The sequence below is a fragment of the Peribacillus sp. B2I2 genome, from assembly GCF_041261685.1.
Taxonomy (GTDB): domain Bacteria; phylum Bacillota; class Bacilli; order Bacillales; family DSM-1321; genus Peribacillus.
The window spans coordinates 3,433,048-3,452,251 of record NZ_JBGCCB010000001.1 but is presented as its reverse complement, the minus strand read 5'-3'; the positions used below and the strand labels follow the sequence as shown (position 1 = coordinate 3,452,251).

Here is a 19,204-nt window from a genome sequence, read left to right as displayed (position 1 = left end):
GGGGATAAGTGAAAAGAGGTGTAGTTTATGTCATTAAAAAATAAATTGAACCGTATGAAAACGCATATGAACCTGGAGCCAGTGAAACATCCTTCCGAAGAAGAAAATAACCATATAGTGAATGAAGAAATTCCTTATCTTGAAAAGTGGCAGGAGAACGATACCGTTTCCTTTCATTTCGATGATGACTATTGTTTCATTAGGGAGGTCCGCTACCCTATAAATCATAAACACGGGTTATATGCATTTTCTGAGCTGAAAAAGATCGTAAAAGAGTGGAATCAAACCTCTTTGGAGCATCCACTATCCGCTAAGGGCGTTAAAAGTGAAGACCTGTTTTTCTTCGATACGGAAACAACAGGGCTTGGAGGCGGAGCCGGCAACACCATTTTTTTACTAGGTTATGCCTATTTAGAAGGTGAAGAAGTTGTCGTGAAACAACATATCCTTCCGCAGCCCGGAAGTGAAATACCGCTTTACCAGAGCTTTCTGGAAAACATCAATTACGAAACGCTTGTCACATATAATGGTAAATCCTTTGATTGGCCCCAGCTAAAAACCAGACATACTTTGGTAAAGGAACATGTACCAAAACTACCGGAATTCGGACATTTCGATTTATATCATGCTTCAAGACGCCTTTGGAAAAACAAATTGGAACGAGTGAAATTATCAGTAGTCGAAACAGATATTCTAGGTGTGCATAGGGAGGATGATATTCCTGGATATTTGGCACCGATGATTTATTTTGATTTTGTTGAGAGGAAGAATCCAGAAATTTTGTTTGGAATCATGAAGCATAATGAATTGGATATCTTATCACTGATAACATTGTATATTCATTTGTCCCGGAAAATTCTCCAAATCGATGGATATACGGAAGAGTCCATGGAAATTGCACGCTGGCTCGCTTATCTGGGTAAAAAAGAGGAGTCAGTCGAGACATATGAAAAAATAGTGGAAGCGGGAAATGAGGAAGATCGGATAATTGCAGGCCATGCCTTAGCCTTCCAGAAAAAGAAGCAACAACAATTCAATGAAGCATTGGAAATTTGGAAGGAAGTCGCCCTAAAAGGGAATGTGCAAATAAGGATACAGGCACAAATTGAATGTGCAAAATTATATGAACATCAATTTAAGGAAGTCGGAACTGCTCTAAAATGTGCAAAAATTGCACAACAAGAGATGGTGAGGGAAGGGACCATTCCAGGGAAAAAACAGTTGGAATTGGAAAAGAGGATCCGGCGGCTCGAAAAGAAAGAGGAATCTAAGGGTATTTCTGTATAAGATAAGGGAATCGGAATTGTCTTTTAGTGCGAAAGGCTGAAAAAAAAATGTGGATACAAATATTGTAGCCTTCAACTATTATGTGTAAAATGGAAAGAGTTGAGGGTGAAATTCCGAGGCATTCATTTCATACCTTTACATCATATAAATTTAAGGTGAAAGCGGAGCGGAGAAATGTATAAAACGACTTTATTTCTATTTTTTGTAGTCCTTTGTTTAACGATTGTTTTATTTACATCATTAAAAGACAGTCTCTATTCCTTTTTATAGAAAATTACCCTCGGTGCATTTGAAGGGTTAGCCATATTATAATTAAAGTGTACTAATTGACAGCCATACATAGTTTTATACTTATTCTGTATAAATAGGTCATTTCATCAGTACACGTCTCCCCTTTTTCTCATAGTCTGTAATGGTAAGACTAAACTTATCATGATGAAAGGGGACGAATTATAAATGTATTTTCGTAATTGTGGAGGAAATAAACCCCATGTAATGGGAGCATCCAACAATGTAATGGGCGCATCCAACAATGTAATGGGTGCATACGGGAACGCACCTGGAGTAATGGGCGCATCAACCGGTAAACACCCCAATAACGTAATGGGAGCGTCAACCGGTAAAAACTCTAACGTAATGGGAGCCTATAGTCCAACTGCTGTGTCTCCAGGGCAATTTGGTCCAGCACAAACATCTCCATCTCAAGTTGCCCCAGCTCAAGTCTCTCCAACACAGCAACATGTTAATACGAATGTATCGAACACAGTTATTCCTGTCGTTCATCCATCACATACAACGACTGTCAATAAACAGGTGAACACGTTTAAGCATTACTTCCCGCATACTCAATCCGTGGTGAACGAGTGCTATAATCAACACTTGATATGTGGAAGGCCGCCGCATAACCCATGCTGTCCGCCTAGGCATTTCGGATACTAAAAAATAAGGGCTTATTAAGCCCTTGTTTTCATACATAATCATGTTATAAGGAGATTGGCCAAGCAATGAAGGTTTTGTATATGACTGGCTACAAAGCTTTTGAATTCGGGATTTTCAAAAATGACCATGAAGCCGTAAAATATATAAAGAAAGCGATGAAGCAACGTCTTCTGCCATTGGTGGAAGATGGGCTGGAATGGGTGATAATATCAGGTCAGTTGGGTACGGAACTATGGGGTGCCGAAGTGGTGTTCGAAATGCAGGAAGAATATAATCAGCTTAAATTAGGGGTGCTTACTCCTTTCCTGAAACAGGAAGAGTCATGGAATGAGACGAATCAAGACTATTACCGATCCATTTTGGCCCGTGCCGATTTTGTTGAATCCATTTTCAACAAGCCATATGAAGGGCCACAACAGCTGAAAATCAAAAATAAGTATATGGTCCATAAAAGCGATGCCATGCTCATCATTTTCGATGCCGAAAAAGAAGGGTCAGCCCGATATCCATATTTCGAAGCGAAGAAAAAAGCGGAAACACAGCCTTACCCCATCTTTCAGATAAACTTTGATGATCTGCAGCTGGCTGCGGAAGAAAGCAGCTGGTCCGAAGAATGACAGAGTGAAAATAATTATGGATTAAAAGTTGTTTCTAAAGCATATTCATATTATGATGAAATTTAGATACAGATTCATGGGAGTACATATCGTTCACTGAAACATTATGCAAATAAAAAGGTGTTTCGTTGACAAACCCAAGCAGATTTGAAAAAATAATAAAAAGTCGATTGTATTGGCGAAAGTATTGAGGTGAAGTCTTATGCTATCCGATAAGATAAAATTAACGGCTAAAGATATTCTTGAGAAAGATTTTAAACCAGCCATGCGCGGTTATAAACCTGAAGACGTGGATCAATTCCTGGATCTGATCATTAAAGATTATGAAGTGTTCCATCAGGAAATTGAAGATCTTAAACAAGAAAATCTTAAATTGAAAAAACAAGCTGAAGAGAGTACAAAACGTCCAAATCAACCTGCTCCCAGTGCCACTCCTGGAACCACTAACTTTGACATCCTTAAACGGTTATCCAACTTGGAAAAGCACGTTTTCGGAAACAAGCTTTTTGATTGAGGTTTTGCTTTGTAAAAGTGAAATTGATTTTGGTATTGTGTTTTCATGAATAATGGAGTATAATCAATTATGTTATGTTAACGTTTGGGTAATTGCTGCTGCATTTTTGCAGTAGAGGAAAGTCCATGCTCGCACGGACTGAGATGTCCGTAGTGTTCGTGCCTGGCGAAAAAATAAGCTTGGGCAGCAATCTTGGATTGCTGACGGCTGGGAAAATGCCTAAGTCCTTTTGGATATGGCATGAATACCTATAAAAGTGCCACAGTGACGGAGCCTTTACAGAAATGTAAAGGGTGGAACGAGGTAAACCCCACGAGCGAGAAACCCAAATTAATGGTAGGGGCGCTTTCTTCCTTGGAAATGAACGAGGAGAAGGACAGAAGCCATGCTTCTGTAGATAGATGATTACCGCCGAAGTACGAGACGCGAGTCGCTTGCAGTACTGAGGAACAAAACATGGCTTACAGAACGTTATCATATAACACTAAAAGCACAACTCTCCTTTTAAAAGGAGAGTTTTTGTTTATGGAGATTGCCTTTGAATAAAAAAGGGGGCATTCCAATTTATTTTTCGTTTTCTGAAACTCAGCTGTGTTAAACTAAGAACTTGGCAAGTTTTTAATTCCAGCAGGAGGACAATTGCTTGATTGACGTCTGTCCGTAACGTTTTTTAAAATAGCGTTGAAATGTTAAGCATTCCTTGATTCTGGGGCATCCTATTTATAAAGGTTCTGTTTGGTTTCTATTTGAAGGTATTAAGACATGACTTCAAATTTTCTGGTCAATGAATGGGAAGCATTTCTTTATAAGGTATACATATTTGGTGTGAATAAATGGTCCTTCGCTGTATGGATAAATATTTGCAGCGTTTACCTTGATGGATAATTGAGTAAAACTTTATTTTATTGAGTTTGATTTTCCGGTTACTATAAAAAATGCTCTCGCTAGATGACAACGACATTTTTTTCAGGAAATCAATGACGAATTCTAAGCAAAAATAAATTGACGGTGGAACTTTTAAATAAGGTTTACATGTCTAAAATCGATTCCCAATTCTTTATTCTTATAATGAAGGAATTAGGTAAAGGTACAATTGATTTGGATTAATGGAAAGAAGGTGCAGGATTAATGAAACAATTCGATATTATCGCAACATCAGCAATGGGATTGGAATCAATTGTCGCCAAGGAGGTTCGGGATCTTGGTTACGATTGTCAAGTCGAAAATGGTAAAATCACGTACAAAGGGGACCAATCTGCCATTGCCCGCTCTAATTTATGGCTGCGGAGTGCAGACAGGGTGAAAATTAAGGTCGCAGAATTTAAAGCATATTCATTTGATGAGTTGTTTGAAAAAACAAAGGCCTTGAATTGGGAAGATTACTTATCAGCCGATGTCGAGTTCCCAGTGAGTGGGAAATCGGTTAAGTCCCAGCTCTACAGTGTCCCTGATTGTCAGGCTATCGTCAAAAAGGCGATTGTTGATAGATTGAAAAGTAAATATAAGCAGGTATCTTGGTTTGCGGAGACGGGTCCTTTATTTAAAATTGAAGTGTCTATCTTAAAAGATGTAGTGACACTTACCATGGACACTTCAGGTGCAGGTTTGCATAAACGAGGGTATCGGACAGGGCAGGGGGAGGCTCCCCTTAAAGAAACATTGGCGGCTGCGTTAATCATGCTGACCAATTGGAAACCGGATATGCCTTTCATTGATCCGTTTTGTGGATCAGGAACGATTCCTATCGAGGCTGCCTTAATTGGGCAGAACATAGCACCTGGGTTTAACAGGGAGTTCGTTTCTGAAACCTGGTCGTGGATGGACAGCAAGGTATGGGATGAAGCAAGGGTTGAGGCTGAAGATTTAGCCGATTATGATCAGTACTTGGACATAACCGGTTGTGATATCGACCATCGGATGGTAGAAATATCTAAAGCGAATAGTTTTGAGGCCGGTCTTGGAGATCTGGTTGAATTCAAACAAATGCAAGTGAGGGATATCTCGACTAGGAAAGAGTATGGTGTCATTGTCGGGAACCCCCCTTACGGAGAGCGTCTAGGTGAGAAAAAAGCCGTTGAACAGATGTATAGGGAAATGGGACAAGCCTTCAAGAAGCTTGATACTTGGTCAGTATACATGATTACCTCCAATCCTGACTTTGAACAGCATTACGGTAAGCCTGCAACGAAAAAAAGGAAGCTTTTCAATGGTTTCATCCGTGCAGACCTTTATCAGTATTGGGGAAAAAGACCGCCGAAACAGTTTTAAGGTGAAAATGAGTGGGTAGAATATAACGGTGAATTTTGATAGTCAGGACGTTTTATTCATAATAGGTTCCAGTCTTGCTTATCATTTCCTTTTCTGTTATTCTAATAATGAATTATTTTTGTTCAGATTTAAGGAATACCTTAATATTCAATGAGCAAGGATAGTAATATAATGTGTGGAAAACACACTAGGAGGCAACAAAAATGGAACAAGGTAAAGTAAAATGGTTTAACGCAGAAAAAGGTTTTGGATTCATCGAACGTGAAGGTGGAGACGATGTATTCGTACATTTCTCAGCTATCCAAGGCGAAGGTTTCAAAACACTTGAAGAAGGCCAAGACGTTACATTTGATGTAGAACAAGGTCAACGTGGACCACAAGCATCAAACGTAAACAAAGCTTAATTCAACCCTATATTATTTACAGACAGGCTCTCTAAAGGAGCCTGTCTTTTATTTTACGAGTCGGGTAACCTGACAGCATACATAGAAGAAAAACATGCTTTATACATTTCATTTCTGATGGTAGGGTAAATATCTTGACTATTAATGTGAAATAAAGGATAATATACTTTTGCCTAGATATATTATAATGTGGATTCGATATACTGATGATAGATAAAAGGGGAGACCATGATGCTTAAAACACTGCCTTTTTCGGTAACAAAGGAAGACTCTTTTTACGATAAGCTTTCAGAATGGATCGGTGATGTTTTTTACGATATTCTTCCCGAAAAAGGATTTGAGCTGCGTGACGAACAGATCTTCATGGCTTTTCAGTTAGAAAAAGCCTTTAAAGAAAAGAATGTAAGTTTTGCTGAAGCAGGGGTAGGGACCGGTAAGACCTTGGTCTATTTACTATATGCGATTTGTTATGCGAGATATACGAACAAACCGGCAATTATTTCGTGTGCAGACGAAACGTTGATTGAACAGCTTGTCAAAGAAGAAGGCGACATCCAAAAAATCAAGAATGCCTTAGGTATTGAAGTGGATGTTCGGCTTGCCAAATATCACGATCAATATGTATGTCTTAAGAAATTGGATCACGCAGTGAATCATGAAGATTCAGAGGGAATAGATCAGCTCTATGATGAACTTCCCAAGTTTGTCCATGATAACTCATCCATGAACGCCTATACAGCATATGGGGACCGTAAACAGTATCCATATTTAAATGATGAAGACTGGTCTAAAGTTGGCTGGGATCAGCTTCAAAACTGTTTTACTTGTGATAAACGCCATCGTTGTGGACAAACCCTATCACGGGACCACTACCGAAAATCAAGCGATTTGATCATTTGTTCACATGACTTCTTTATGGAGCATGTATGGACTAAGGAAAAACGTAAGCGTGAAGGACAGTTGCCATTATTGCCTGAACATAGCTGCGTTGTCTTTGATGAAGGCCATCTATTGGAGTTTGCTGCTCAAAAGGCTTTAACTTATAAAGTTGGGGAACAAACCCTTGCTTCGGTTTTAGAATTGCTTACTGCCAATCAGGTTCGTGAAGAAACCTTATACATCATTGAGGACTTAATTGATATCAATGAAGAGTTTTTTGATTTGTTGGATGAAAAAGCCATACATGTAAGCGGATCTAATCGTTATGAAATCCCGATGTCCAAAGAGATAACAAGCTTTGCCCAGAAACTTCATAAAAAGGTTGAAGAGTTAGAGGAAAACCTTGTTTTTGAAGCGGAAATGTACACGATCAATGACTATGATTTAAAAGTGACGGAAGAATATTTAGAACAGCTGGGTTACTCCCTTTCCCTATTTGTGAAGGATGAACAGGCCGTTTCCTGGTTTGAAGAAAATGAAATGACCAAAACATTGGTCATCATGCCAAGGCTTGTACAGGATATTTTGTCTGAACAGGTATTCTCTAAAAAAATCCCTTACATTTTTTCATCGGCTACATTATCGGATAATAAATCTTTCCAATACATTGCAGATAGCTTAGGGATAGAAAAGTATGACAGCTTCTCAGTTGAGTCACCATTCGATTACGATGAAGTCATGAAAATGAACATGCCGGTCTTCGAAAATGGAGACCAATTGGCAAAACTTCAATATACGATGAAGACAATTGAGGAAAATGAAGGTCGAACACTTGTGTTATTCCAATCAAAAGAAGAATTGCATTGGTTCAAGGAAAACTGCCCAATATCAACCTATCCTTTTTATTTTGAAGGTGAAGCGGAAATCAGCGAGCTTGTTAAGAAGTTTCAAGAGAATGAGCACTCTGTTCTTTTCTCCTATCATTTATGGGAAGGTCTTGATGTTCCAGGACCTTCATTACAAAATGTAGTGATACACTCCCTTCCATTCCCGCCACGCGATCCAGTATTCGAGGCCAAACGTAACTCGGTTACCGATGCATTTGAAGAAGTGGACCTTCCATACATGCTCCTTCGATTGCGTCAGGGAATAGGGCGATTGATCAGGACAAGCAATGACTCGGGAACCGTACAGATTTTGATTGAAAAGAACCTTTCGGAACAGGTGAAAGAGAAGATTGTATCCGTTCTTCCTGTAACGCTTTAAGTCAATCCAATCCAAAATAAGAGCCAAGGGCCCCCTTGGCTCTTATTTTATTTTATTAAACGAAGTAGTTCTGATATGAAAGATTTTTGTATAATATGGTAAAGTGTATTTGGAAGGAGCTGTGGATATGAAAAAGGGTATCGATTTGATTGAAAAAGAATTTAAAGAATATGTCAAGAAAATCTCGGCCTATAATGAAGCGCTCGCGTTAATTTTTTGGGACTTGCGTACAGGTGCACCGAAAAAGGGCGTTGAGCAGCGTTCTGAAGTTATCGGGGTACTTTCCTCCGAGGTTTTTAATATGATCACAAGTAAAGAAATGGAATCCTTCATTACAGAACTTTCGATGGAGGAAGCGACTCTTAGTGAAACGACGAATAAAATGGTTCAAGAGTGTAAAAAAGAGTTTGAAAGAAATAAGAAAATTCCTGCAAACGAATATAAGGAATTCGTCATTTTACAATCCCGTTCTGAAAGTGCGTGGGAAGAGGCAAGGGAAAAAGCTGATTTTTCATTATTTCAACCTTATCTTGAGCAAATTGTTGCCTACACTCGTAAGTTCGTAGAGTATTGGGGATATGAAGGGCAGAAATATAATACCCTTTTAGACATGTATGAACCAGGCATGACTGTAGATATACTTGACAGCGTATTCAGTGAGCTTCGGTCAAGGATAGTCCCTCTGGTAAAACAGATTGCTGAAAGCGAACATAGACCTGAAACAGCGTTCCTTTACAAAGAATTTCCAAAAGAAAAGCAGCATCAACTCAACCTGGAAGTTTTAAAACAGCTAGGATACGATTTCAATTCTGGCAGGCTGGATGAAACGGTTCACCCTTTTGCAACTGGAATAAACAGGGGCGATGTCCGTGTGACGACCCGTTACGATGAAAATGATTTCCGGGGGGCAATATTCGGTACCATTCATGAATGTGGACATGCCATTTATGAGCAGAATATCGCCGAAGAGTTAACCGGAACACTGCTCGATAGTGGGACATCAATGGGAATCCATGAATCACAATCTTTGTTTTTCGAAAATTTCATTGGACGGAACTATAGCTTCTGGAAAAACAAATTCACCCTATTAAAAGAATATGCTCCCGAACAATTCGATGATGTGACGCTGGATGAATTTTACCGGGGCATTAACGAATCAAAACCATCGTTCATCCGTATTGAAGCAGATGAACTGACGTATCCCCTACATATTATGATTCGGTATGAATTGGAAAAGGCTCTCTTTAATGGAGAACTCGAGGTGAAGGATTTACCAAAAGTCTGGAATGAAAAATACAAGGATTATTTGGGGATTGTACCTGAAAATGATGCCATGGGCGTTTTACAAGATGTACACTGGTCAGATGGCAGCTTTGGTTATTTCCCATCTTATGCATTGGGATATATGTATGCAGCCCAAATCAAGCAGTCGATGCTTAAAGATTTGCCTGATTTTGATGGACTGTTGGAAGCGGGTGATATTGCTCCAATCAGGGAATGGCTTAATGAAAAGATACATAAATACGGAAAAACTAAAAAGCCTCTGGAGATTTTGAAGGAAACGACAGGTGAAGGCTTGAATGTTCAGTATTTAATAAAGTATCTTGAAAATAAATATAAAGAAGTTTATAAAATCAAATGAATCAAAAGAAGAGGGCCTTGGAATTATTTCAAGGCCTTCTTCTTTTTTTATAGCTGCGTTAATCAAATTCATAATTTTCCAAAACTTAAAAAACTGTGTTATTTCGTTTCACCCTCTTCTTGGAGTGATTCCAAAAAAGAGTATAGTACCACCTATCGCCTGGGCGGTTTGGTATGGAATCCACTGAAGTGCATGCGCAGGATAACAGTAAGTGGTTATTTGTTAATGGGTAAATCCATGTTAATCAGTCTTGGTGATTTCATAATTTTCAAATAATACGAATAATACTTACTTTTTTTAATTGAAAGTTCGGTTTTTGTTAAAAATGACTTTTCAAATAGAGCCAGCGTTGTTATAATTCATATATTAATAAAATAAAAATTTTCACTCGTATAATAGCAGGGATATGGCCTGCAAGTTTCTACCGGATTACCGTAAATAATTCGACTATGGGTGAGTAATAGATCTTGTTGCATAATGGAAGGCTTTTGCTGATTCATTTTTCATTCATGCCCAAGAAATATTGCTTCACTCCAAAAAAGTGCCGCAATGTTTCTTGGGCTTTTTTATATGCCGCGAAACAATTGCATGGTTTATGGGTCAATATAACATCCAAGATTGGGAGGAACCTTCATGCAACTTTTAAAGGAAAAAATCTTGTCCGAGGGTCAAGCTTTATCAGAAGATATTTTAAAAGTAGATTCATTCTTAAATCATCAAATGGATCCTATGCTAATGAAAGAAATCGGTAAAGAATTCGTAAAACGTTTCGAACAAAAAGAAATAACAAAAGTGCTGACAATTGAATCTTCAGGCATTGGACCTGGTTTGATGGCTGCCTTGGAATTGGAAGTTCCGTTAATTTTTGCCCGTAAACGTAAATCACTTACTTTAACAAATGATTTAGTAACGGCGTCCGTACATTCCTTTACAAAAAAAGAAACCAATACAATTACTGTTTCCAATAAATATATTGAAGCTGGAGATAAGGTTTTGATCATCGATGACTTCCTTGCGGTCGGAGAAGCAGCCCGGGGCTTGGTGGATATCTGTAATCAGGTTGGAGCAGAAGTGGCCGGTATCGGCATCGTTATTGAAAAAGCATTCCAAAGTGGCGGTAAGGATCTTAGGGAACAAGGTTTTCAAGTGGAATCCCTTGCGCGAATTGCAGAGTTGAAATTCGGTGAGATAACGTTCGCTGAGGAAAAGGAAGGGGCAACCGTCAATGTCTAATCAATCACCATTAAAAGTTGCTTCCTTAGGACTACAACATGTTCTTGCAATGTATGCAGGTGCGATCGTCGTTCCACTGATTGTCGGAGGTGCATTGGGTTTAACAGCTGCGCAGTTAACCTATTTAGTTTCGATAGACATTTTAATGTGCGGAATAGCGACGTTATTACAAGTCTGGAAAAATAAATTCTTTGGAATTGGGCTTCCCGTCGTTTTAGGCTGTACTTTCACGGCAGTTAGCCCCATGATCGCGGTAGGTACCCAATATGGAATCTCCACCATTTATGGAGCCATTTTAGTGTCAGGATTGATCGTCATAATAATTAGTAAGTTCTTTGGGAAACTGGCAAGGTTTTTCCCACCGGTCGTTACTGGATCAGTCGTTATGATTATTGGGATCACACTCATTCCTGTCGCCATCAACAATCTTGGCGGCGGCCAAGGTGCTCCTGATTTCGGCAACTTGGATAATGTAGCTCTTGGTTTTGGAACTTTGTTATTCATCATTTTCATGTATAAATTTTCAACGGGGTTCGTACGCTCCATCTCTATTTTACTAGGACTGTTAGTCGGGACATTTGTCGCTTTCTTCCTTGGAAAAGTTGATTTTAGCTCAGTAGCAAGTGCCACTTGGTTGCATTTGCCTCATTTTTTCTACTTTGGCACTCCGACTTTCAATATCACGGCTATCATTACAATGACCTTGGTGGCGATCGTCAGCTTAGTGGAATCGACTGGCGTTTATTATGCCTTAGGAGAAATCACGGACAAAGAGATATCGGAAGACGATCTCGCGCGTGGATATCGTTCTGAAGGGCTTGCCATCATGCTCGGCGGTTTGTTTAATGCTTTTCCATATACAGCATTTTCACAAAATGTCGGTTTGATTCAATTGTCGGGAATAAAAACAAGAAATGTCATTTATACAACAGCGGGCATGCTCATTTTCATTGGCTTTGTTCCGAAAATTGGTGCATTCACGACGATTATTCCTTCCTCCGTGTTAGGCGGGGCAATGGTTGCCATGTTCGGAATGGTGATTGCCGCTGGAATTAAGATGTTAAGTAAAGTGGATTTTGCCTCTCAAGAAAATTTATTGATCATCGCTTGTTCCGTAGGTATGGGACTTGGGGTCACGGTCGTTCCTGAGCTTTTTGCTAAAATTCCGGAAAGCATTCAAATATTAACGGATAATGGAATCGTGGCTGGAAGTCTGACAGCCATTTTCCTGAACATCGTCTTTAACATCGTCCCTACAAAAGGGAAAGTGAAGGAAGCGCGTATTGAAAGGCAGAATGTAGCCTGATTAAAAATAGATTCGGTATACTTGATAGATTCACCCATAAAATGCCCCAAATCCTCAGATGATGGATTAGGGGCATTTTATATTTCCGCGCGAAGACATATCATTGATAATGAAGTTTTTTCATGAAATGAGATTTTGTCAGATAAAAGGAAACTCTCTTCACTTTTTGAATATATTGATAGTATATGTTCAGGAAAGTAGTGATAGATATGGAGAGAAAATATTGTATTCATTGTCGGACCATTTTAAGTCAGGAGAATAGGTGCAGTGTATGTGGAAATGAGGAGTTTCAAAATATCATTATACAAGTACAAAATCAATCTTCAGTGAAGAAGGAAGAATGAACGTACCCCCTTACCGATTATCTGGGTAAGGGGGTTTATTGGTTCAAGATTACATTTCAACCATTAAGATGATATGAAGGGTACCTACGCCTTCCAATGAAATGGGCAAATTGACTGCTTCATTAAACCCATACATTTTGGTATTGCCCACAATGACGGTGGGAGGTGTAATATCGATAATTGTATTCTCCGTTTCTAAGCAGGTGGCGATATTGCCAGCAAGCATGTTGCCGAGTTCTGCTGCGAAAGATTCAAGCATTTCACCTTCTATTGGAATGACGAACATGCCTTCACTATTTTACTCATGCATCCGTTTGTTCCTTCAATGATTATTCTTCCGCGGTTATCCCCTGATATGCCAATAAGCACGCTAATGGATTCCTCTTTGAAAGGCTGCCTGATGAGGGATGGCTTTTGAATATCTATAGTTAAAAGGAATAACGGACTTAACAGCAAGGATGGATCCATTTAACACTTTTGTAATTACAGTGTTGATATTTTCATTCCTCCGATTGTATGGTTATGTGTTCTACTTTAACAATATTATAGGTTCTTTTACCTATTTTGTTTTAGAAAAAACAAAAAATATAATGAAGCATCAATAAATATAACCATTAAGCGTAAAGCATAAATGATATCTTGGTGGGTATATTAACCATATCATGAATAATAAGGGGTGGGATCATGCCATATTTATTATCTGCATCACATATAAAGCTACCATATTTACTTTCACAGGAAAAAATCATGGAATTTTCGAGAGAAATCTTTGGACCCTCGTATAAGAATATAGAACGGTTACTAAAGGCCTTTAAAAATGGACAAGTGGAAAATCGATATTTTTCAAATGATCTTGATTGGTTTAAAGAAGATCATACTTTTTCCGATCGGAATGATTTATACATCAAACAGGCAGTCAAGTTTGGGAAAGAGGCTATAGAAAAATGTTTAGCCAACACAGAATTTTTAAAAGAAGAACTGCATGCAAACGACCTGGATGCTTTCTTTTTCATCTCAAGTACGGGTATCGCTACCCCGACCATCGATGCCAGGATAATGAATGAGCTTCCATTTAACCCGCATGCAAAAAGAATTCCGATTTGGGGACTTGGCTGTGCAGGGGGAGCGAGTGGCCTATCACGTGCTTTTGAATATTGCCAAGCATATCCGGCGGCGAAGGTCATTGTTTTAAGTGTGGAGTTATGCAGTCTGACATTTCAAAGGAATGATATCTCCAAAAGTAATTTAATTGGAACTTCCTTATTTTCTGATGGAGTGAGCTGTGTTTTGGTTTGCGGTGATGAAGTACCGGATGAACAGTTTTCAAGAAAAGGAAGCCATTTGAATTTTTTGGATTCGCAATCCACGCTTATGCCGAATTCATTGGATGTAATGGGGTGGGATGTTAAAGACCAAGGGTTATACGTGATCTTTTCGAAAGATATACCTTCAATCATCAAAGATTGGCTTAAACCGAATGTTCAGGAATTCTTAATGGAGAATGGATTGGAGCTTGGGGATATCAAAGATTTCATTGCTCATCCTGGAGGGAAAAAAGTAATTGATGCTTATCACGAAGCCCTGGGATTCGATGAAAGCATGACGGGAGAATCAATGAGTTTATTGAAGGAATTTGGCAATATGTCCTCAGCCACTATATTGTACGTCCTGGAGAGATTCATGCAGCGTGGCGGGAATAAAGATGAAGTCGGCTTGGCTGCTGCATTGGGGCCTGGATTTTCATCTGAACTTGTGTTAATGAGGTGGAAATGATGATCTTCGCCATTTTCATAATCTTGATTGCCATTCAACGCCTCGTTGAACTATATATTGCCAAGCAAAATGAAAAACAGCTGAAAGTTGCAGGAGCTGTAGAATACGGTGAGTCTCATTACAGATGGATGGTTCTAATGCACCTTAGTTTTTTTATTTTTCTCATTATTGAGGTGGTCGTGTATGAACGGGATGTGGCTGGAGTTTGGCCAATTTGGCTGATCCTGTTTCTAATTGCGCAGTCGGGAAGGATTTGGGTAATCAGTTCATTGGGAAAACATTGGAATACAAAAATCATAGTGGTTCCTAATGCCGAAGTAGTCATTAAAGGACCTTATAAATATTTCAAACATCCGAACTATATAATAGTAGCAACTGAGATTATAGTTATTTCCTTATTATTCAATGCATATTATACTGCAATCATCTTTAGTTTACTGAACGTTTGGATGATGGCTGTAAGAATCCCCCTAGAAGAGAAGGCATTAAAGGAACATACGGAATATTCTGCGGTTTTTAAGGGAAAATAATAAAAATTATAAATTCTTATTGAAAATGATTATCGTTCGTGATAAGATTCTAAATGAAGATGAAAATTATTCTCAATCACATATCGATAAATTTATTATTAAAAACTAAAAGCTACTCAATATATAAGAGGATGGTGTTGGTAATGGTCTGGGTATTCATTTTATTGACAATCGCTACATATGGTTTTGTGATGAAATATGTATTAAATAATATTCAAAAACCGGCAAAGGCAGTAAAACCTTATACCGAGTCAACAATGGAAAACCGAGCTGCATTTAACCCCACCCCTACAACCAGGTAAACACCTGGTTTTTTTTGCATTCACGACGATTATATAATCAAACTAGATGAATCCGCCAAACGGCGGTTTTTTTTTTGAACACGGCCTGTAATGAATCATATAGTAAAACTAAAGCTGATGGTATGAATAATAAACGAAATCGTTTACAATAAGAGTATCAAAATGACGATAGTTAAGGGGTATGGATTCATGATTCAAGAAACATTAAAGCAACAGTCCAAATTGGGGATTTTGACTGCCATGTATGAGAAATTCCAATCGGCAGGTGATACAGGCAATGCCGGTAAAATGAAACAGTTAATCATGAAAGTGAATGATGAGGAGTTCATCATTGCTTTTTGCGGCCATTTTTCAGCGGGCAAGTCAAGTATGATCAACTTTCTCCTCGGTGATCAAGTATTGCCATCAAGTCCGATTCCAACGAGTGCAAATACGGTAAAAGTCCAAAAAGGGGAAGACTATGCCAAAGTCTTTTACCATCAACAGCCACCAGTCTTATTTCCGGCACCTTATGATTTTAAAGAGGTGAAGAAATTTGCCAAGGATGGTGATTCAGTATCGGCAATAACGATAAGTTCCAATCATTTTTCACTGCCGGATTCATGTGCAATCATGGATACGCCAGGAATCGATTCGACAGACGATGCACATAGAGTTTCTACGGAATCTGCCTTGCATCTAGCTGATGTCGTCTTCTATGTTATGGATTATAATCACGTCCAGTCAGAAGTGAATTTCCTATTCACAAAAGAATTGTTGGAGGCTGAAAAGCCGACATACTTAATTATCAATATGATCGATAAGCATGATGAGACCGAGCTTAGCTTTCAAGACTTCAAGCTTTCCGTTTCTGAAGCATTTGCGAACTGGAATGTTTATCCTGATGGCATTTTTTATACATCTGTAAGAGATTTGAACAATAGCGAAAATGAAATAGAAGTGGTCCGGCAGTTTATCTATGAAATGGCGGGCAAAGGTCAAAATGATGGGAAAGATGCCATCATGCAATCGGCTAAAGCCCTAGTCGAAAGGCATCTTATTTGGCTGAAGGACCAATATGAAGAGGCACATGCCGATGATTTTGAAGTATTATCGGAACTTCCTCATGAAGAGCGAATTCATCTGACGAATCAAGTGGACAGCCTAATAAAAGAAAAAAATTCATTGACTGGACGTATAGAGGACATCAAAGTCCAATATGCTGAAGCATTGGAAACAATGTTGAAAAGTGCGTACATCATGCCCGCGGCTACACGGGACCTAGGTAAATCATTCTTGGAATCGGCGCAGCCTGACTTTAAAATGGGTCTATTATTTGCCAAGAAAAAAACGGAGGCAGAACGTGGGGAACGCATCAAAGCATTCTTGACTGATTTACAAGAAAAGGTGAAGACCCAGCTTGAATGGCATCTTAAAGAATTAGCGGCTAAAACGCTTAATAAAGCGGAGATCCATGATTCAACACTTGAAAGTAAAGCTCAGGCACTTCAAATCGAGGTTACGGAAGCTTACATAAAAAACTCTTTGAAGCCTCAAGTCGATATTACAGGTGAATACGTTTTAAACTATACGAATGATTTGGCCGCAGCCATCAAAAAGAAAGCACGTGATGTATCAGAAGGATTTTTGAATGGTATGGTTGCCGTAATGGAAGGAATAGTCGAACAGCAGTCTATATCCATCGATAAAGAGCTTGAAGGTTTTTCTGAATTTGCGGAAGCCCTTAAAGTTACTGCGGCGATGAACGCGGAAATCGAGTACCAAACGGAACGTTTAGAGGCCATAACCAATCAATCTGAATCATTGGTCGATGAACGTGATATTGATACGCTTTTAACTCAATGGGAAGAGGAAGAAAAAAATATTACAGTCAAAATCATGAAAACCGATAAAGGAAGTAATTCAAAGCACGTCAACGAACAACCTGAACAAGATCATGATAAAGAAAATAAGGCTGTACCTTCTGTGGCTGTTTCTTCATCTGGTGCTTTTGATTTACGCGGAAAAGAAAAGCTAATGGAGACAGCAGCCGGTTTACATCAGGCGGCCAAGCTGATACAACCTTTGAAAGGGTTTCAATCACTTTATAAAGAATTGACGGATAAGGCGAATCGCTTGGAACAGCAGACTTTCACGGTTGCCCTCTTCGGTGCATTCAGTGCAGGCAAATCTTCCTTTGCCAATGCGTTGATGGGAGAAAGTGTCCTTCCTGTTTCACCTAATCCGACAACTGCTGCAATCAATAAAATCATGGCTTCAGACGCTGAGCATCCACATGGGACGGCAACCGTCAAATTAAAGACGGAAGCGATGCTGTTGGAAGATGTAAGCTTGGCTTTGGCAGCTTTTGATAAATCGGCCAAGACTCTGGATGAAGCACTTCAGCTAGCAGGACAAATCATTGCGAAGGCGGGGGAAGTTGATAAAGGGAAAACGCATTTATCCTTCCTTAGGGCGTTTCATCAAGGGCTGTCCGAGCACCAAAATGATTTAGGAAATGTGGTTACGGTAGATCTTGATGGGTTTAAACGTTTTGCTGCGGAAGAGTCCAAGTCATGTCTTGTTGATTTGATTGAATTGCGATATGACTGTGAAATGACAAAGCAGGGGATGGTCCTTGTTGACACTCCTGGGGCGGATTCGATTAATGCCCGACATACAGGAGCAGCTTTCGAATATATTAAGAATTCGGATGCCATCCTTTTTGTGACCTATTATAATCACCCATTTTCACGGGCAGATAGGGAGTTCTTGATACAACTTGGACGTGTGAAAGATTCTTTCGCCATGGATAAGATGTTCTTCATTGTCAATGCCGTCGATCTTGCACAAACCACTGACGAATTGGACGAAGTGAAGGAATATGTCACAGATCAATTGAATGGATTCGGAATCCGTTTTCCAAAACTATTCCCGCTAACGAGTAAGGGAGCTTTGATGGAAAAACAAATGCCTGGTTCATTTAAGCATTCGTTCCTTCCGAATAGCGGTATTTCGGAATTCCAAGACCAATTCGATTCTTTCATCGAAAACGATTTAACTGGACTTGCAATTGAATCCGCTCAAGCGGCTGTAAAAAGAACGGAAGAATTGCTACGGGATGTAATTACAGCTTCCAGGCAGGATGAAAAAGCGAAACGAAAAGCTCTGGAGTCCCTTTCACATGAGGCTCAGTCCATTTCGGAACTTCTCTCGGTCATTAAAGGGGATGCAGAAAAACAACGTTTGAAAAAAGAAATCGATGAACTGACTTTCTATAGTAAACAACGGGTCTTTTTCCGGTTTAATGATTTCTTCAAAGAATCGTTCAACCCTGCTGTTTTAAAGGATGATGGAGGGGATCTGAAAATTGTCCTCAAGCAAGCGATGAAGAACTTATTGGATGCGTTAGGCTTTGATCTTGCCCAGGAAATGCGGGCAACGGCTTTAAGGACGGAAATGTTCGTAAATAAATTGCTGAATGAGAAACAAGGCAGTTTGCTTCAGCAAATTCAAAAAGTAAGAAAAAATCTTTCATTACAGCCATACGAACCTAATGAGAGGGAGTCGCTTGAGTTCACAGGAGCTTTTGTCCAATTGGATACTGGCGAATTCAAAAAGGAATTGGCGTTATTTAAAAATCCCAAATCCTTCTTTGAAAAAAACGAGAAATTGAAAATGAGCGAAGGGCTTCAGCAGCGTTTGGATGAACCTGCCCTTATGTATGTAAAAGGACAGGGTGAGCGGATTTTCGAAATGTATAATGAAGTCCTCGACCAAGAGTTACTCTCGATTCAAAAAGAGTTTATGAGGGAAATATCGGATATCTTTGCAGGTTTACGTGCAGCATTGGAGGAAACGGTCGATCTACCTTATTATGAAAATGCAGTTGCGGAATTGGCAAAAATGCATTCGAAATAG

General features: G+C 39.2%; 16 protein-coding genes, 1 other RNA gene and 1 riboswitch. Of the genes, 15 read left to right on the top strand and 2 right to left on the bottom strand.

The genetic code is table 11. The features are described from left to right. The first annotated feature begins 27 nt into the window (after positions 1 to 27). The 11 genes from ABIE66_RS16965 to ABIE66_RS16915 all read left to right on the top strand — a co-directional run bounded on the left by ABIE66_RS16965 (position 28) and on the right by ABIE66_RS16915 (position 12,355). Positions 28 to 1,287 (top strand): ribonuclease H-like domain-containing protein, encoded by a 1,260-nt coding sequence (locus ABIE66_RS16965; protein WP_289325567.1) that lies wholly within the window; start codon positions 28 to 30, stop codon positions 1,285 to 1,287. A 456-nt stretch (positions 1,288 to 1,743) separates the two neighbouring features. Beyond that, on the top strand, positions 1,744 to 2,226 hold the full coding sequence (locus ABIE66_RS16960; protein WP_370015656.1) for a CotD family spore coat protein: 483 nt from the start codon (positions 1,744 to 1,746) through the stop codon (positions 2,224 to 2,226). A 65-nt stretch (positions 2,227 to 2,291) separates the two neighbouring features. Then, positions 2,292 to 2,843, top strand: coding sequence for an SLOG family protein (locus tag ABIE66_RS16955; protein WP_370015654.1), 552 nt, complete (start codon positions 2,292 to 2,294; stop codon positions 2,841 to 2,843). 202 nt (positions 2,844 to 3,045) lie between these two features. Further along, a complete protein-coding gene (gene gpsB / locus ABIE66_RS16950) occupies positions 3,046 to 3,357 on the top strand; it encodes a cell division regulator GpsB (protein ID WP_289315878.1) in 312 nt (103 codons plus the stop codon). An 80-nt stretch (positions 3,358 to 3,437) separates the two neighbouring features. Beyond that, positions 3,438 to 3,826, top strand: an RNA gene (gene rnpB / locus ABIE66_RS16945) — RNase P RNA component class B. 659 nt (positions 3,827 to 4,485) lie between these two features. Next, complete coding sequence (locus ABIE66_RS16940) at positions 4,486 to 5,625, top strand: THUMP domain-containing class I SAM-dependent RNA methyltransferase (RefSeq protein WP_289325564.1); 1,140 nt, start codon at positions 4,486 to 4,488, stop codon at positions 5,623 to 5,625. A gap of 203 nt (positions 5,626 to 5,828) precedes the next feature. Then, positions 5,829 to 6,029, top strand: coding sequence for a cold-shock protein (locus ABIE66_RS16935; RefSeq protein WP_034307871.1), 201 nt, complete (start codon positions 5,829 to 5,831; stop codon positions 6,027 to 6,029). A gap of 228 nt (positions 6,030 to 6,257) precedes the next feature. Further along, positions 6,258 to 8,174 carry an ATP-dependent DNA helicase gene (locus tag ABIE66_RS16930; RefSeq protein WP_370015650.1) on the top strand — a complete coding sequence of 639 codons (1,917 nt, stop codon included), beginning with the start codon at positions 6,258 to 6,260 and terminating at the stop codon, positions 8,172 to 8,174. Positions 8,175 to 8,301: 127 nt separating this feature from the next. After that, entirely contained in the window at positions 8,302 to 9,816 is a 1,515-nt protein-coding gene (locus ABIE66_RS16925; RefSeq protein WP_289325562.1) for a carboxypeptidase M32, read from the top strand. A gap of 368 nt (positions 9,817 to 10,184) precedes the next feature. Next, a riboswitch (purine riboswitch) is annotated at positions 10,185 to 10,286 on the top strand. 163 nt (positions 10,287 to 10,449) lie between these two features. Next, positions 10,450 to 11,049, top strand: coding sequence for a xanthine phosphoribosyltransferase (locus ABIE66_RS16920; protein ID WP_370015647.1), 600 nt, complete (start codon positions 10,450 to 10,452; stop codon positions 11,047 to 11,049). Continuing rightward, entirely contained in the window at positions 11,042 to 12,355 is a 1,314-nt protein-coding gene (locus ABIE66_RS16915) for a nucleobase:cation symporter-2 family protein (protein ID WP_289315883.1), read from the top strand. The genes ABIE66_RS16920 and ABIE66_RS16915 overlap by 8 nt, the downstream gene beginning before the upstream one ends. 393 nt (positions 12,356 to 12,748) lie before the next feature. On the opposite strand, the gene ABIE66_RS16910 is transcribed toward ABIE66_RS16915, so the two are convergent. Further along, positions 12,749 to 12,985 carry a chemotaxis protein CheC gene (locus ABIE66_RS16910; protein ID WP_370015645.1) on the bottom strand — a complete coding sequence of 79 codons (237 nt, stop codon included), beginning with the start codon at positions 12,983 to 12,985 and terminating at the stop codon, positions 12,749 to 12,751. Beyond that, positions 12,967 to 13,167 carry a hypothetical protein gene (locus ABIE66_RS16905; protein ID WP_370015643.1) on the bottom strand — a complete coding sequence of 67 codons (201 nt, stop codon included), beginning with the start codon at positions 13,165 to 13,167 and terminating at the stop codon, positions 12,967 to 12,969. The genes ABIE66_RS16910 and ABIE66_RS16905 overlap by 19 nt, the downstream gene beginning before the upstream one ends. Positions 13,168 to 13,383: 216 nt before the next feature. Between ABIE66_RS16905 and ABIE66_RS16900 the strand changes: the two genes are divergently transcribed. The 4 genes from ABIE66_RS16900 (at position 13,384) to ABIE66_RS16885 (ending at position 19,204) form a co-directional block, all read left to right on the top strand. After that, positions 13,384 to 14,472 carry a type III polyketide synthase gene (locus ABIE66_RS16900; RefSeq protein ID WP_370015641.1) on the top strand — a complete coding sequence of 363 codons (1,089 nt, stop codon included), beginning with the start codon at positions 13,384 to 13,386 and terminating at the stop codon, positions 14,470 to 14,472. Continuing rightward, a complete protein-coding gene (locus ABIE66_RS16895) occupies positions 14,472 to 15,002 on the top strand; it encodes an isoprenylcysteine carboxyl methyltransferase family protein (protein WP_289327340.1) in 531 nt (176 codons plus the stop codon). Before ABIE66_RS16900 ends, ABIE66_RS16895 begins: the two co-directional genes overlap by 1 nt. A 137-nt stretch (positions 15,003 to 15,139) precedes the next feature. Continuing rightward, positions 15,140 to 15,304 carry a hypothetical protein gene (locus tag ABIE66_RS16890; RefSeq protein ID WP_289315886.1) on the top strand — a complete coding sequence of 55 codons (165 nt, stop codon included), beginning with the start codon at positions 15,140 to 15,142 and terminating at the stop codon, positions 15,302 to 15,304. Positions 15,305 to 15,466: 162 nt separating this feature from the next. Beyond that, positions 15,467 to 19,204, top strand: coding sequence for a dynamin family protein (locus tag ABIE66_RS16885; RefSeq protein ID WP_370015638.1), 3,738 nt, complete (start codon positions 15,467 to 15,469; stop codon positions 19,202 to 19,204).